At 49.9% G+C, this 14,726-nt stretch carries 13 protein-coding genes and 2 pseudogenes; 6 read left to right on the top strand and 9 right to left on the bottom strand.

Features of this window, described 5'->3' with window-relative positions; genetic code table 11:
• Positions 1–202 precede the first annotated feature (202 nt).
• Positions 203–1,699 carry a succinate CoA transferase gene (locus DPO_RS06580; protein WP_006964982.1) on the top strand — a complete coding sequence of 499 codons (1,497 nt, stop codon included), beginning with the start codon at positions 203–205 and terminating at the stop codon, positions 1,697–1,699.
• 62 nt (positions 1,700–1,761) lie between these two features.
• Here the strand turns inward: DPO_RS06580 and DPO_RS25800 are convergent, their stop codons facing one another.
• The 8 genes from DPO_RS25800 to DPO_RS23755 all read right to left on the bottom strand — a co-directional run bounded on the left by DPO_RS25800 (position 1,762) and on the right by DPO_RS23755 (position 8,110).
• Positions 1,762–2,052, bottom strand: coding sequence for a hypothetical protein (locus DPO_RS25800; RefSeq protein WP_040011606.1), 291 nt, complete (start codon positions 2,050–2,052; stop codon positions 1,762–1,764).
• Complete coding sequence (locus DPO_RS25805) at positions 2,046–2,390, bottom strand: hypothetical protein (protein WP_006964983.1); 345 nt, start codon at positions 2,388–2,390, stop codon at positions 2,046–2,048. Before DPO_RS25805 ends, DPO_RS25800 begins: the two co-directional genes overlap by 7 nt.
• A gap of 99 nt (positions 2,391–2,489) precedes the next feature.
• Positions 2,490–2,810: a helix-turn-helix domain-containing protein gene (locus DPO_RS06595; protein WP_006964984.1), complete on the bottom strand. Its 321-nt coding sequence runs from the start codon at positions 2,808–2,810 to the stop codon at positions 2,490–2,492.
• 254 nt (positions 2,811–3,064) lie between these two features.
• Positions 3,065–3,445 (bottom strand): type II toxin-antitoxin system VapC family toxin, encoded by a 381-nt coding sequence (locus DPO_RS06600; RefSeq protein ID WP_006964986.1) that lies wholly within the window; start codon positions 3,443–3,445, stop codon positions 3,065–3,067.
• Positions 3,442–3,648, bottom strand: coding sequence for an AbrB/MazE/SpoVT family DNA-binding domain-containing protein (locus tag DPO_RS06605; RefSeq protein ID WP_006964987.1), 207 nt, complete (start codon positions 3,646–3,648; stop codon positions 3,442–3,444). The genes DPO_RS06600 and DPO_RS06605 overlap by 4 nt, the downstream gene beginning before the upstream one ends.
• Positions 3,649–3,957: 309 nt before the next feature.
• Complete coding sequence (locus tag DPO_RS06610) at positions 3,958–4,236, bottom strand: hypothetical protein (protein ID WP_006964988.1); 279 nt, start codon at positions 4,234–4,236, stop codon at positions 3,958–3,960.
• The gene (locus DPO_RS06615) at positions 4,233–4,829 is read right to left on the bottom strand and encodes a protein kinase family protein (protein WP_006964989.1); all 597 of its coding nucleotides are present in this window, start codon (positions 4,827–4,829) and stop codon (positions 4,233–4,235) included. Before DPO_RS06615 ends, DPO_RS06610 begins: the two co-directional genes overlap by 4 nt.
• Before the next feature lie 41 nt (positions 4,830–4,870).
• Positions 4,871–8,110 carry a PAS domain S-box protein gene (locus DPO_RS23755; protein ID WP_006964990.1) on the bottom strand — a complete coding sequence of 1,080 codons (3,240 nt, stop codon included), beginning with the start codon at positions 8,108–8,110 and terminating at the stop codon, positions 4,871–4,873.
• 110 nt (positions 8,111–8,220) lie between these two features.
• On the opposite strand from DPO_RS23755, the pseudogene DPO_RS25135 reads away from it, so the two are divergent.
• The 5 genes and pseudogenes from DPO_RS25135 to DPO_RS06650 form a co-directional block, all read left to right on the top strand.
• Positions 8,221–8,319, top strand: a pseudogene (locus tag DPO_RS25135) (IS66 family transposase); the annotation flags it as partial.
• A 322-nt stretch (positions 8,320–8,641) separates the two neighbouring features.
• A complete protein-coding gene (gene cooS, locus DPO_RS06630; RefSeq protein ID WP_006964991.1) occupies positions 8,642–10,522 on the top strand; it encodes an anaerobic carbon-monoxide dehydrogenase catalytic subunit in 1,881 nt (626 codons plus the stop codon).
• 10 nt (positions 10,523–10,532) lie between these two features.
• Positions 10,533–11,039, top strand: a complete 507-nt coding sequence (locus DPO_RS06635) for a 4Fe-4S dicluster domain-containing protein (protein WP_006964992.1) — start codon at positions 10,533–10,535, stop codon at positions 11,037–11,039.
• 1 nt (position 11,040) lies between these two features.
• Complete coding sequence (locus tag DPO_RS06640) at positions 11,041–12,282, top strand: NAD(P)/FAD-dependent oxidoreductase (RefSeq protein WP_006964993.1); 1,242 nt, start codon at positions 11,041–11,043, stop codon at positions 12,280–12,282.
• A 596-nt stretch (positions 12,283–12,878) separates the two neighbouring features.
• Positions 12,879–14,003: an oxidoreductase gene (locus tag DPO_RS06650; protein WP_006964994.1), complete on the top strand. Its 1,125-nt coding sequence runs from the start codon at positions 12,879–12,881 to the stop codon at positions 14,001–14,003.
• Between the two features lie 379 nt (positions 14,004–14,382).
• Here the strand turns inward: DPO_RS06650 and DPO_RS24480 are convergent.
• Positions 14,383–14,583: pseudogene (locus DPO_RS24480) on the bottom strand (type II toxin-antitoxin system RelE/ParE family toxin); the annotation flags it as partial.
• Between the last annotated feature and the right edge of the window lie 143 nt (positions 14,584–14,726).

The raw sequence follows: 14,726 nt of genomic DNA on the forward strand, positions 1-14,726 counted from the left end.
GGCCGGCCGGTGCACCCGATCGGTAAAAAATGTCAATTTCTGGTGGACGCCCGTGGACTGGAATTGTTTCAGTATGGCTGATTTCAAGCGGCTGTTTTTTGGCAATGTTTTGTAAAAAGGCATAAAAATTGCTAAGCTGAATAGATTATCAGGACATTGTCATGCAAACAGATGTTTTAACCAAATCAATCAGGATGGAATCATGACCAGGAACAAATATGAAATTCTGGATAAAGACCAGGTGCTTTCAATAATCAAAAACGGAGATACCGTGGCATTTTCCGGATTTTCTCCTGCCGGCGGTGCCAAGGCTGTGCCCGGAATAGTGGCGGAACATGCAGCGGCTGAACACGGTCAGGGCAGAGATTTCCGGATCCGGGTGCTCACGGGGGCATCAGCCGGCGATTGTATTGACAATGATCTGGCAAAGGCCAATGCCATTCAGTGGCGGGCGCCTTATCAGGGGGGCAAGGCACTGCGGGATCAGATCAACCGCCAGGAAGTGGAATATGTGGACATGCATCTCTCCCACCTGGCCCAGACCGTGAGTGCCGGTTTTTTCGGCAAAATCGATGTGGCCGTGGTGGAGGCCACGGAGATCACCCCGGACGGGCGGGTGTACCTGACCACGTCCATCGGTGCCTCACCCACCTGGCTGGCCTGTGCCGATAAAGTGATCATCGAAATCAACCATCATCACTCCCACCGGCTGCGGGAACTGGCGGATATCTTTATCATTCCCCCGCCTCCCCGGCGCTCCCCCATCAATGTGCACAACCCATTGACCCGGATCGGGTGGCCCTATGCCCAGGTGGACCCGAAAAAAGTGGTGGGAATCGTTGAAAACAATCAGCCGGACCAGGTGGCGGCCTTTGGGGCTGAAGATGCCGTGAGCCGGAAGATCGCAGACCATGTGATCCGGTTTCTGCTGGAAGAAAAACAGGCCGGCCGGATCCCGGCGCAGTTTTTCCCGTTCCAGGCCGGGGTGGGCAATACGGCCAATGCCGTGCTGGCCGGGCTGGGACATCATCCGGACATTCCGCCGTTTTATATGTATTCCGAAGTGTTCCAGGATGCCATGGTGGATCTGATGGCAGAGGGCAAGCTGCTGGGGGCATCTGCCACGGCCCTGACCGTTGTGCCGGAAAAACTGGCCCGGATCACGGAGAATATGGATTTTTTCGGAAGCCGCATCGTACTGCGGCCCCAGGAGATCTCCAACCACCCCGGTATTATCCGGCGCCTGGGCGTGATTTCCATGAACACGGCCCTGGAAATGGATATCTACGGCAATGTCAACTCCTCCCATGTGTTCGGCACCCATGTGGTGAACGGGGTGGGGGGCAGCGGTGAGTTCACCCGCAACAGCCATCTGTCCATCTTCATGACCCCTTCTGTGGCAAAAGGGGGTAAAATTTCTTCCGTGGTGCCCATGACGCCTCATGTGGACAACAACGAACATTCGGTTCAGATCGTGGTCACGGAACAGGGACTGGCGGATCTGCGGGGCTTAGGTCCCATGGAACGGGCCAAAAAAATCATCAACACCTGTGCCCATCCGGCCTATCGGCCCTATCTGACCGATTATGTGAAACAAAGCCCCAGCGGCCACATCTGCCATGACCTTTCCCGGTGCTATGAACTGCACCGGAATCTGATGAAAACCGGGGCCATGCTACCGGATCTGACAGATATTTAGTGCCCAGGCCGGTTCAGGGAAGAATTGTATGGTCGTGCCATTAATCACACTTGCCAATGAAATTATGTGCTTTCATCTGCCACGCGGAAAGCGCTTTTCATTACACTTAATTCACGAGATGGGATACTGAGTCTTTTTGCCATGTTCGGCCAGGATCTCACAACAGTGGTTATTTCCTGGATGATCTCATTTGCACGATCCTTGCCGACACGGAAATAAGGGGCAATGTATAACACAAGATCAAGGTCCTGGCTGTTATCTTCTTTTGAGATATTAAGAGCCAATCCGCCACCGGTTGCAACAGGGTTGATATCATAAGCAGGTGAGAGTGCCCACCCTCTATCCGTCAGCATAAAGCCATGATAGGGAATTTGGCAATCCATGGATGACTGTTCTCGTCTAATACACTCGCTTTGGGACGTGCCCCGCCAAGTGACCCTCCAGGGGCAATAAGCATTTTCAGCCACTTCATATAGTCATTGTTGTTTTCAGCATCATCCTGCTCTAACTGCAAGCTGGCATATTCCAAATCCCGTAATTTTGTCCATGGCGGTGCAGCCATATCTTCCTGATTGTCTAAAAACGGCTCATCATCTCCCAGGCGAAAGCGTAAAGCCCCCATGCGATGACTTGAGCCAGGCAGGATCGTATTCAAAAGAAAAAATCTCTTTTCCTCTTGAAGGGGCGGCATAAAGTGTTCCCATCAGAATAGGATGTTCCAACCCCTGCCAATGCGCGCAAACTTGAATGGATTTTCTTGCCGGGCCTTTTGTGTGTCGTTTTACAGCCATTACTTCTTCCTCTTAGCGACACGCTCAGTTGTATGAGTCAATTCAGCATCTTGTAAGCGCCGCCCCAAAGGATCATCCCCGGCAAGTCGTAATAAATCCTTTTCAAGGCCGAGACAAAAAAGAACATTGGCATAAATAGCCATTGTGACACTGCTTTCACCATTCTCAACTTTTCTTAAGGTAACACGACTAATACCAGCACGCTCTGCCAGCATGGTCGCAGTAATTTTGCGACGTAAGCGCGCAAGTTTGATGTTTTCTCCGACCGTCGATAGAAGATCTTCCAGTGCAGGTGAGATTATCACTCTTTTTTTTGCCATCTTTTTCAAGCCTCAATGGTTAATAAAATATTCAAAAATGAATGAATTGTACATTATATTTCCATTGAGGCAAGATGTGTTCTTGCGCTCGGTACTCGTTGTTTCTCCACATTGCGGAAAAACTGACCCGGATTACGGATAATATGGATTTTTTCGGAAGCCGCATCGTACTTCGGCCCCAGGAGATCTCCAACCACTCCGGTATTATCCGGCACCTGAGCCCCCCCTGCAATCCAGTGAAACGCCAGGTTATGCTATTTATTTTTTTTAGCAAAATAGTTGACCCCTTTAATATCCTTAAAATCAGCATCTTGCGTCCATATCGTGCAATCATGTTTTTTTGCAGTAGCAAGGATGATACTATCTGCCATAGGAAGACTTTGATGTAAGCTGAGCTTTGATGCTTCAATAGCCAAACTCTGTGTCAGTTCAATCACACGGCCTTTTTGCATAGCAGCTATTGCTTGCAGAGCATCATTTTCAGTGCTTTCACGAAGTACAACTTTAAATACTTCATAAACTGTAATTACCGGGACTATCAAAGCATTTTCATCGTTGATGGGAATTGAAAAAGACTCCGCGTTTGGTCCGTCAGAAAAATATTCAAGCCATGCAGACGAATCGATTATATTCATACCCGATCCCCCTCACGAGAGAACTCTATATCAATTCCTTTCAGAAAACCGCGCAACTCGGAAATCTCGCGGTCGGGTATCAATTCAATGCGATTTTCATACTCAATTACACGCATTTTTTGGCCAGGTTTGAGTTTTAATGTTTCCCTGATTGCCTTAGGGATAACGACTTGATATTTAGGTGATACAATAACAGTTTGCATGTCGACCTCCGATCGATAGTATTTTGGTTTTACAATAATGCTATCGATCAAGAATGTCAATAATTGAAGAGCATAACTGTTGAGATCAGGGGCCGCCGACCGAAGGGAGGGAAATAGGTTCCACTAAACTTGGTTGAGAGCGACACTGGTTAAAGGTTGTCACAAATCACTGAAAAGCCGCCCCCAGAAGTCCGCTGTAAATAGTTCTTGTGTGGAACAGCATATCCTTCACGAAAAATTATCTTACTGTATATCATGCCAATATGGATGTAGTGCAGAAATGTGTATCATCATTGAACAACCTGCATGTCAATTGTTTTGGCCCAGGACGATCACATAGCGGCTGATCACACCCAGGATGTTTCTTTTCTGCATGGCTGAGACGACGCCGGCGCTGAATCTCTGGGATGACATGGGCGCCTGGATGATATGGGTGTGATACCATCCCGTTTTGTTCAGGATCTCCAGGTAATCGTCGATGAGGATGCCGCCTTTGTGTGTTTCATCCATTGCCGGGGTGTTCTGAAAATCCCGCCAGTCCGCATTGATAAACGCCAGCCGGGTCTTTTTTTTGACATGTTGTTTCATTCGGGCAAAAAACGCCGCCAGAAAATCCAGATAATCGTTTCTGGGCAGCCTGGAAATGCTGTTCTCATCATAATCGCCTGCTTTTTTGTCATAATAGGGCGGATCAAAGAGGACCAGGTCCGGAATCCCCAGCCAAGTGCTTTGAATCGGTCATGATCATTTTTACCCTCCAGCGCCAGGGACCAGACCAGGGGCTCAGGCCAACCGTGCTTTTCAGCCACCTGGGCCACGGTGAATCCCCGGGATAAATCATCATTTAGGCAAAATGCCCGTATTGGCATTTTGCCTAAATGACGATGAATTGTTTTTTGATCCAGGCCGAGCCGCTGTGCCATCCGTTCCTGGGGCATGCCCAGGTGGTGCATGCAAAATATTTTGATGTCTCTGCCCATCAGGGTCACTGCGCGAAGATCGGCGATGTAAGCGTCCACAGTCTGCCTTGATCGGCCGACGGCTTTTCTGGGATAAATCGACTCATCAAGAATAATTGAAGAGACAGGGATTTGGGTGATTTTTTCCGCCATGCCATCAGAAAATGGATGATTCCGTAATGGCCTCGTATAAACGTGTAAATAATTCATCCTTTGAAGCATCGGTGTTCATTTTAACCTTACGCCAGTATTTTCGGATATCTTTACTTACCCCTCTTTTTAGTTGTGTCTAATACTTCTTGTACTTTTTGGGCAAAATCCTTCATTCCCGCTGGTTTCATCAGCAATCCTCTAATCCCAATAGTTTTCGCTTTTTTATTGTCTATCCTTTCACTGAATCCCGTGCACAGGATGATGGGGATATCCGGCCTGATGGCATTCAATTGCGTGGCAAGCTGCATGCCGTTCATATCCGGCATATTCATATCTGTAATGACCAGGTCAAACCGCGGCGGCTCTGTTTTGAACGCGGCCAGGGCGTCCCTGCTGCTGGTATAAACGCTGGTTTGGTATCCGAGTCTTTCCAGCATCTGCTTTTCAAGGTGAACAATGGATTTTTCGTCATCCACGAGAAGGATATGTTCCGTTCCTGTGGGAAGCGGGGTCATTGTTTTTTCAGGTTCAGCTGCCTGTGTTTTTTCCATCAGCGGCAGGTAGACATGAAAAGCGGCCCCTTTGCCGACGTCACTGATCACCCTGATATCTCCCCCATGAGCGCTTACGATACCGTAAACCGTGGCAAGGCCCAGGCCGGTTCCCCTTCCTTTTTCCTTGGTGGTGAAATACGGGTCAAATATCTTGTTTATCACTGCCCCGTCAATCCCAATGCCGGTGTCGGAAACTGACACCATGGCATAACGGCCCGGCGCCAGGTCACCAGCCGGATCATCCGTTGATGACACATCCTTTTCCATCAGCCGAATCGATATGGTTCCGCCGACATGTTCCACTGCATGATAGGCATTGGTGATCAGGTTCATGGCGATCTGGTGGATCTGGGTGGGATCTGCCATGACCGGACCGCAGTCGGTCTGAATATCCAGGGAAACGGTGATATCAGCAGGAATGGTGGCACGGCAGAGTTTCATCACCTCTTTGAGGATTTTCTGGATATGAACCGGTATCGGCTGGTGATTCGTCTGGCGGCTGAAAGACAGGATCTGCTGGATCAGGTCCCGCCCTCTTTTGCCGGCCAGAAAGATTTCATTCAGATTCTGCTGTTCCAGGCTGCCGGGAGGAAAATCATCCAGCATCATTTCAGACAGCCCTACAATGGGAAACAGAATATTGTTGAAGTCATGGGCAATCCCCCCGGCAAGAGACCCGATGGATTCCATTTTCTGGGCCTGTGATAACCGCGCTTCAAGACGATTTCTCTCCAGTTCATCCTGCTTTCGGTCGGTAATATCCTGGAACGATCCAGTAAGCCGGAACACATTTCCATTCTCATCGTATTGGGGTTGTCCCCTGGAAACGCAATGCCTTATTTCACCATCCGGCCGAACGGCTCCCAGCTCAATTTCGTATGGCGTTCCCCGCTTAACGCAGATCTCAACAGCATCTCTTAAACGCTGTATGTCACCGCTCGCATATAATTCCGATTGCTCCGCAAAGGGAGGGGCGCCCTCTGCGGGACCCCGTCCAAATATTTTGAACAATTCTTCCGACCAGTACGTCTGGTCATGTTGAGCATCCCACTCCCAACTGCCGATACTGGCCATGGCTTCGGTACGCTTGAGCATTTCATGGTTTTTTTGCAGGATCTTTTCAGCCTGTTTTGATTCCGTGATGTCCTGAATGACACCCACCACCTTTTCCGGCTTGCCATTTCCATCAAAAACCATTTCCGCCATCGAATGAACATGGATCGATTCTTTTCTGTTTTTCGGGTTGATCTGGAATTCAATGTCATAGGGTTTGTTCCGGACGATTAAATCCTCAAGGGCCTGGTACACTCTTTTTGCATCAGTGATATGACTTTCGACTTCATCAAGAGGAAGAAATTCAGACATCCGCTCAATGCCGTAAATGCGAAATGCCTCCTCCGAACCCCATACTTTGCCCGTGGCAATATCATATTCCCAGTTACCAACCTTAGCCATTTTTTGGGCTCTTTTCAGACGGGCTTCGCTTGTTCGGAGGGCATGTTCCGCTGCCAGCCGTTTGGAGATGTCCCTTGCCACACCGAAAGTTCCGATGATATCACCCTGACTGCTACGTTTGGGCAGACTGGTGAAATGACAGGTAATACCCGTTTTGAATGTCAGCGTGTTTTCCAAACTCTCTCCATTCAATGTTCTCTGATATACGTCCATTAGAGAGGCATGATCTTCTTCGATAAAGAGGGGTAGAAATGGCTTGCCGATAAGTTCTTCAGGCAGAAATCCCGTCATTCGCCTGGCAGCGGAATTGACCCATGTCAGATTCCCCTGATCGTCTGCAATATAGGCGATATCGGACATGTTGTCGAGAAATGCCTTTGATTCTTCAAGCGCTTCTGCTTGCTGCTTTTGTTCAGTGATATCAATGGCTTCGACAATGACTGCCTGCACCTTTCCGAATTGATCAATAATGGCTGGATGAATATGATATTGATTCCAAATATCATTTCTTCTATCCTCACCTGTGTAGGGCTTGCCTGTTTCAAATACCTCTTCCACCTGCCTTCTTCTATGAGCCAGAACCTCTTTTGGCAATAATTCCCATAAACACCGTCCAAGGATTTCATCCCGACTCACGTTCAGTCGACTGGCGTGTTCCTCGTTGGAGTCAAGAATGCAGCCGCTGCGATTTAAGAGGACAATGGCCAGGGGAGAAGCATTCAGCATCGAGCGCAGTTTGGTTTCATTTTCCCGTAAATTTTCCTGTGACCTTGCATAGTACAGCGCTACGGCAGCAAGATCACCCAGAATTTTTGATATTTGGACGTCGAACTCATTGAAGCCCCCGTCCTTATTGGCGATGCCAATAACCCCTACTGTTTTCTTTTCAATATTCAGGGGAGCGAAAAGGACATTCTCGAGCCTCACATGCCCTTCCGGCATATATTCCATCCAGGGGCTTTCGGAAAAAGAGTTGTCAAAAGCCACCTCTTTTGTTTTATAAGCTATTTCCCGCAGCCCCCTGATCGGCATGGGAAGATTCGGATCGACGTCGCACGGCATTCCACCGGCATCTAGAAAAAGCACTTCATTGCCTTCACCATTTTCAGAGAGAAGCGCAACATATCCTGAGCGTGCGCCGGTCAGTTTTTTGCAATGCTCAAATATTTCCCTGGCGGCATCTTCGAATGTTTTGCAGCGTGGAATGTACCGGAAAGCCTCCATTAAAACAGAAAATAACTCCGGCGGATTTGATATTGCCGCTGTATTATTCTGATCGACCTTTTGCTCTAATTCAGCAACCCTTTTTTTCAACTCTTCATAGGTGGGTTTTTCAGCCATGAGTACTCCGGTCCGGGATGATAGGGAATGTAGCGCATAACCATATCAATGAAAAATCTGCATGTCAATTGTTTTGGCCCACCGGCATAAATATTGCTATAATCCAGGATGCCACCGTTGAAAAAGTGCCCCCCAAAAGCCTTCTGGGCAAAGCGGTGAATTACACCCTGAACGAATGGGGCCGCCTGGTCCGTTACATCGAGGATGGCCGGATGTCTTTCGTACAACCTCGGATATTCCAACATCCTACTACGAAAATATCTCAGAGAGTTGGACGCCGGCTTTTCATCCGCAAAAGAGATTGCGGCGGCAGACCAGATATTGGATGATCTGTTTTCAAAGACCGAGCGGGCAATCGTGTCTTTCCCGCGCCCAGAACAAGAGGGATAGACGCTGACGGTCAGCCTGGCGGCATTTTTGTTTTTCCATCAAAATCTTTTTTTATTTTCACTTGCATCCCTAAAATGGCAGGTCTATAAAACAGGAGTAAGACCTCAATCATTTTACTCATTAATTTGGAGGTTTAATATCATGCCGTATTCAGAAAAAATCCTTAATAGAAGTGTTGACCCGGCAACTCAAAAAATGCTGGGACGTGCCGAAGAACTTGATCTGGAAACTGCCTGGGACCGATATGAAAAAATGCTCCCCCAATGCGGTTTCGGTGAACTGGGCTTGTGCTGCCGAATCTGCAACATGGGACCCTGCCGGATCTCTCCCTTTGAAGATACCGGTCCTCAAAAAGGGATCTGCGGTGCCACGGCAGATATCATCGTAGCTCGGAATCTTATCCGCATGATTGCAGGCGGTGCTGCCGCCCACTCTGACCATGGCCGGGACCTTGCCCACACCCTTTTACTTACGGCCCAGGGCAAAAGCGGGGGGTATGAAATTAAAGATGAAATAAAACTTTCTGCCCTTGCCCGGGAGTACCGCATTGAAACCCAGGGCAGGAGCAAAGAGGACATCGGCCTTGACCTGGCCGAAAGTGTTTATGCAGAATTCGGCAAGCAGGAAGGGTTTGTGCAGTTCAGCCGCCGGGCCCCGAAAAAACGTGTGGAACTATGGAAAAAAGCAGGGATTGATCCACGGGGTATTGATCGGGAAATTGTTGAAATCATGCACCGGACTCACATCGGTGTGGATAATGACCCGGTCAACCTGATCCTCCAGGGCCTCAAGACGTCCATTGCAGACGGCTGGGGTGGCTCTGCCATTGCCACTGAAATATCTGATGTGCTGTTCGGGACTCCGGAACCTGTCCGGTCCATGGTCAATCTGGGCGTACTCAAACACGAACACGTCAATATCATCGCCCACGGCCACGAACCCGTCCTGTCTGAAATGATTGTGGCAGCAGCCCATGACCCCAAACTGGTGGAACAGGCCAAGGCGTGTGGCGCTGCGGGAATCAATGTGGTTGGCATGTGCTGTACCGGGAATGAGATCAGCATGCGCCACGGCATCCCCATTGCCGGGAACTTTTTGCAGCAGGAACTGGCCGTGATTACCGGAGCGGTGGAAGCCATGATTGTGGATGTCCAATGTATCATGCCGGCGTTGGGTGATTTGTGCGAATGCTTCCACACCAAATTTATTTCCACATCCCCCAAGGCGAAATTTCCCGGTGCCATCCATATGGAATTCAATGAAGAACACGCCATGGAGATTGCAAAAGAAATCGTTGGTACGGCGGTTGAAAATTATGCCAACCGGAATAAAGGCAAAGTGTTTATCCCTGAAGATACGACAGACTGTATGGTGGGGTTCAGCGCTGAAGCCATTGTCAAAGCGTTGGGCGGCACCCTTGATCCCCTGCTGGATGCGATCAAATCCGGCGCAATTAAAGGGATTGCAGGGGTTGTCGGGTGCAACAATGTGAAAATAAAACATGATGAAGGCCACGTCGAACTGGTAAAAGAACTCATAAGAAACAATGTCCTGGTCACCACAACGGGCTGCAACGCCATTGCCGTTGCCAAGGCCGGTTTGATGCTGCCCGAAGCCTCAGCCCAGGCAGGGGAAGGGCTCAGGGGTGTCTGCCAAGCCCTTGGGATACCGCCGGTACTCCACATGGGATCCTGTGTGGATATCAGCCGGATACTGACAGTGTGTGCAGCTGTTGCCAATGCCCTGGGCGTGGATATCAGCGATCTTCCCGTGGCGGGTGCTGCTCCCGAGTGGATGAGCGAGAAAGCGGTGAGTATCGGTTCCTATGTGGTGTCATCCGGTATTTTTACCGTGCTGGGAACCGTTCCCCAGGTGTTGGGAAGCCCTTTGGTAACCCAAATTTTGACCAAAACCGCCAATGATGTGGTGGGGGCCGCCTTTGCTGTTGAAACCGATCCCATAAAAGGCGCCGGACTCATGATTGCGCATATGGATGCGAAACGCAAGGCACTGGGGATTTAAGGAGGAAGACATGACACTGCCAAAAGAAATTTTCGTTAAATCCGACCGATGTGTGGGGTGTAACTCCTGTATCATGGCCTGCGCCGTTGAACACTCCCAGAGCAAAACCCTTTTCGGTGCCATTGGAGAATCACAGACACCTAAAAGCCGTATCTATGTGGAATGGGCCGCCCCGAATAAAAAAATTCCCCTGGTCTGCAGGCAATGCGAGGATGCCCCCTGCATGTACGCCTGCATCAGCGGTGCCATCACCCGCAATGCGGACGGGGTGGTTATCACCGATACGGACAAGTGCATTGGCTGCTGGACCTGTGTGATGGTCTGTCCCTATGGGGTGATCGGACGTCATCTGGAAGCCGGCAAGGCCTATCGCTGCGACCGGTGCCCGGACCGGGATGTCCCGGCCTGTGTTTCTGCCTGTCCCACCGGGGCGCTGGTTTTTCAAACGGTCCCGGCCTATTCAAAGTCAGTCAGAAAAAAGGCCTCCCAGGAACTTGCAAAAGTGAAAGGGGAATAATATGCACACACCTTACCTGATTGTCGGGGGAAGTGCCGCAGGAATGGCTGCGGCACACGCCATCCGAATGCGGGATCCGGACCGCCCCATCACCGTATTGACCGAGGAACCCGACAAACCCTATTTCAGGCCAATGATCCCCTTTGTGGTTTCAGGCAAAAAAGCTGCCCGGGATATGGCAATGGAAGGCGCAGGACCCTATACCCAGAAAAATATCCGTGTAGAAACCGGAAGTTGTGTGGTTTCCGTTGACACCCGTGCCAGAAAGGTCTTCTTGGACGACGGCAGATCCGTGGCATACGAAAAAATTTTGTTTGCCACGGGAAGCCGTCCCTATATCCCGCCGGAGATTCAGGGGACACAAACCCAGGGAGTGTTTGCCTTGAGAACCCTTGACCATGCAAGAGATATGGCGGCCCGGGCAGGCAACACAAACCATGCGGTCCTTATCGGGGGGGGGCTTCTCAACCTCAAGGCGGCCTTTGCCCTGCTGGAACTTAAGATCAAGGTCACGTTGGTGGTTTTTTCCCCTGAAGTTTTGTCCCAGCTCATGGACCCGGAAGATGCCGTATTGATCCGAAAAGCCCTGGATGATGCCGGGCTTGTAATCAAAAACCGATCAGCCGTCATTGGCATCCAATCCGATCACACCGGTGTAACCGGGGTGGTTCTGGATGATAACTCTGAAATCGCCTGTGAAATGGTCTGCATCGGCAAAGGGGTCAGGCCCAATGTAGAATTTCTTGAGGGCAGCGGCATTCAATTGGAAAAGGGGATTGTGGCCGACCGGCATACGGCCTGCAGTCAGCCCGGCGCCTTTGCTGCCGGGGATGTGGCGGTGACCCATGACCCCATATCCGGTGAACCGGTCATGACCGCCCTTTGGACCAATGCCGTGGAAATGGGACGGTGTGCCGGGTTGAACATGGCCGGGTTGCCCACGGCCTATTCGGGAACCTTCGGCATCCTGAACGCAACCCAGGTTGCCAAAATGCCCTTTGTTTCAATGGGAATGGTACACACCCGTGAACTGGACTGCGAAATCCACTGCCATACCACCCGGACCGCCCACCGGAAAATGGTGTTCAGCCCGGATGGTGACCGGCTCATGGGAATGGTATTGGTGGGTGACATCCGCAATGCCGGACTCTATCGACAGGTTATCCAGGAAAAGATGGCAGTCGAACGATTTAAACAGGAAATCATTCATCACTCCCTTCACTGGGGTATAATGATCCGGTAAAACTATTTATTGGGAGATGGAAGGACAGCCCATGCCGCCGAAAACAAACAAGTGGGAGACTAAATTGATGCCGGAAGGGGTTCATTCGTAACGGCCAGACACCGCACCCGGTTCAGGTGGCGGCGGGCGAGGTCATCCGGGAAAAGATCATACAGGCCTGGGCACTTGCCACGGACATTGTTTTCAGCCATTTTCACGGCGACCATGTTCCTCTGGTGGATGCAAACCCCTATCAACTGGATGCTGCCTTGGTAGCCAATTTGAATCCCGGGGTCCGGATCTGGACAAAATCGCCTGATGTGAAGCCTTGAAGGGCTGCAGTGGCTGGACAGTCTTTTATCTGAATCCGGCCGCCGGGTCCTCTGTGCAGCGGATTTCATGGGAGCACCGCGTCACCTTCTTGAAGCTGAAAGAACAACGCTTTATGAAAAAAATCCGGTCCCTTTGGGATGGACATCAAGGGCACCACATTGTTTGTTAAAGGACTGGATGCCGTCAGCGGGACACCGGTGCTGGATATAAAATTAAAGATTTAATTAAGGTGATCTTAAATTTTGTATCGCTTAAACCTCACCACATGAAAAAGGAGGGTATACATGTATAATAACCTGTTTTCTGAAATAACCATAAAAGGCCTGACCCTGAAAAATCGTCTGACCATGGCACCGCTTTATCTGGGATATGCCGGTGAGGGCGGAACGGTTAGTAATATGCTGCTCGATCATTACCGGCTGATGGCCGGCAGTGGCGTGGCCATGGTTGTGGTTGAAAATGCCACGGTGGATCACCCTTGCGGCAGTGGTTCCAACCGAACGCTTCGGGCGGACACCGACGACAACCTGGATGGGTTGAAAAGGCTCTCTGCTGTGATTAAACAAGAGGGGGCGCTGGCCTGTCTGCAGATTAATCATGCCGGTCGGTTTGCCCATGCGACCCAAGAGCCTGTGGCGCCCTCTGCCGTGAATACCTTTGGCAGGATGCCCCGGGCTTTGGACCGAGAAGAGATCGCATCGGTTATGGTCAAATATGCCGAGGCTGCGGCCAGGGCAAAATCCGCCGGGTTTGACATGGTGGAACTGCATGGGGGAACCGGTTACCTGCTGGCTCAATTTCTTTCTCCAAGAACCAATCATCGCACTGATGAATACGGGGGCAGCCTGGAAAATCGTCAGCGATTTGCCCTGGGGGTATTGTCCCAGGTCAAAAAAGCGGTGGGTGAAATCCCTGTGGGGTATCGATTTTTAGCTGACGAATGGCTTCCGGATGGATTGAAGCCGGAAGAATCGCGTCAATTTGCAATAAGCCTTGCCAAAGAAGGCATTGATTATATTTCTGTCATGGGCGGTACCTATGAATCTTTTCTTTTGCCTGAAATTTTGGAAAAATCCAGGCAGGAGGGGTATATGCTGGACCTGGCCGCTGAAATCCGCGCGCAAGTCGATGTGCCGGTGATTGCTGCCGGCCGTTTTGCCACCGGTGCATTTGCGGACCGGGCTATCCGTGACGGGAAAACCGACCTTATTGGTCTGGCGCGGGTGCTCTGGGCTGATCCGAAATGGCCCGAAAAGATTCATGGCGGCCGGGAGGATGACATTATTCACTGTGATCCGGATTGCCTTAACGGCGGGGCGTGCATGCAGATGGTCATGAAAGGCCGGCCGGCATTCTGTGTGGCATGGCCGGCAGAGAAGATGAAGGCCTGGAAAACAAAATTTATTTGAATTCCAGACTTGCCTGAATTCTTCTTTTTGGAAGACAAAATTGATCTTCCCTGGGTTACCGAATTCGGGTTTCAGGCAGGTGTCCAGCCTGAATCCAACGGCCGGCAGTGTAGATTCTTTCTCTTCTATCCCCCAAAATCATCCAAAAGTCCCACATACAGTTACATTTTTTGAAAAAGTGAGTTCCTTGTAAAATGAGATTATTTTTCGTTTGGTACAAGAGTAGCAGATAGATAGCAGGCACCGCCTATGCCTTTACATCCTCCTCCCCCTTTGGGGGGGGGGGGAGAGAGCGGAGTGATCAGCAAGTTTATGGTCTGGTTTAACCGGTAGAAAATGATTGCGGTGGAGCTTGGCACATCGTTTGATATTACCTCTTTTATTTTGATTTGAGATAATTTTTTAAATCCCGATAATAATTTTCATGTGGTCCGATCATGATTAATTCAAGGTTATCATCTACAACGCGATAAGAAAGCAGATGCTGAATAGTTTTTATTTTGAATTTATGAATAAAAACGCCTCTTAAATCTCCCTTTTTTTCTGCACCAATAGTTGGATTTTCAGCAATGTTTTTTACTTCGTGGCTGACCGGAAACCCCTATTTTAGGATTTTCCGAGGCCGATGCCTGACATAATTTCCAATTAATGTTTTTCCTGCTATCACAAACCTGGCAAAGTGCTTCAATATTTGTCGTTTTTTAACGACTTTCCCATTTTTTG

It is taken from the genome of Desulfotignum phosphitoxidans DSM 13687, assembly GCF_000350545.1.
GTDB lineage: Bacteria > Desulfobacterota > Desulfobacteria > Desulfobacterales > Desulfobacteraceae > Desulfotignum > Desulfotignum phosphitoxidans.

What these genes read in the sequence shown, in the direction of transcription:
- DPO_RS23755 (WP_006964990.1), bottom strand. Translation starts at nt 8,110, where the DNA reads ATGGCTGAAAAACCCACCTATGAAGAGTTGAAAAAAAGGGTTGCTGAA.
- DPO_RS06605 (WP_006964987.1), bottom strand. Translation starts at nt 3,648, where the DNA reads ATGCAAACTGTTATTGTATCACCTAAATATCAAGTCGTTATCCCTAAG.
- DPO_RS06650 (WP_006964994.1), top strand. Translation starts at nt 12,879, where the DNA reads ATGTATAATAACCTGTTTTCTGAAATAACCATAAAAGGCCTGACCCTG.
- cooS (WP_006964991.1), top strand. Translation starts at nt 8,642, where the DNA reads ATGCCGTATTCAGAAAAAATCCTTAATAGAAGTGTTGACCCGGCAACT.
- DPO_RS06600 (WP_006964986.1), bottom strand. Translation starts at nt 3,445, where the DNA reads ATGAATATAATCGATTCGTCTGCATGGCTTGAATATTTTTCTGACGGA.
- DPO_RS06610 (WP_006964988.1), bottom strand. Translation starts at nt 4,236, where the DNA reads ATGAAACAACATGTCAAAAAAAAGACCCGGCTGGCGTTTATCAATGCG.
- DPO_RS06635 (WP_006964992.1), top strand. Translation starts at nt 10,533, where the DNA reads ATGACACTGCCAAAAGAAATTTTCGTTAAATCCGACCGATGTGTGGGG.
- DPO_RS06580 (WP_006964982.1), top strand. Translation starts at nt 203, where the DNA reads ATGACCAGGAACAAATATGAAATTCTGGATAAAGACCAGGTGCTTTCA.
- DPO_RS06640 (WP_006964993.1), top strand. Translation starts at nt 11,041, where the DNA reads ATGCACACACCTTACCTGATTGTCGGGGGAAGTGCCGCAGGAATGGCT.
- DPO_RS06615 (WP_006964989.1), bottom strand. Translation starts at nt 4,829, where the DNA reads ATGCTTCAAAGGATGAATTATTTACACGTTTATACGAGGCCATTACGG.
- DPO_RS06595 (WP_006964984.1), bottom strand. Translation starts at nt 2,810, where the DNA reads ATGGCAAAAAAAAGAGTGATAATCTCACCTGCACTGGAAGATCTTCTA.
- DPO_RS25805 (WP_006964983.1), bottom strand. Translation starts at nt 2,390, where the DNA reads ATGCCGCCCCTTCAAGAGGAAAAGAGATTTTTTCTTTTGAATACGATC.
- DPO_RS25800 (WP_040011606.1), bottom strand. Translation starts at nt 2,052, where the DNA reads ATGCTGACGGATAGAGGGTGGGCACTCTCACCTGCTTATGATATCAAC.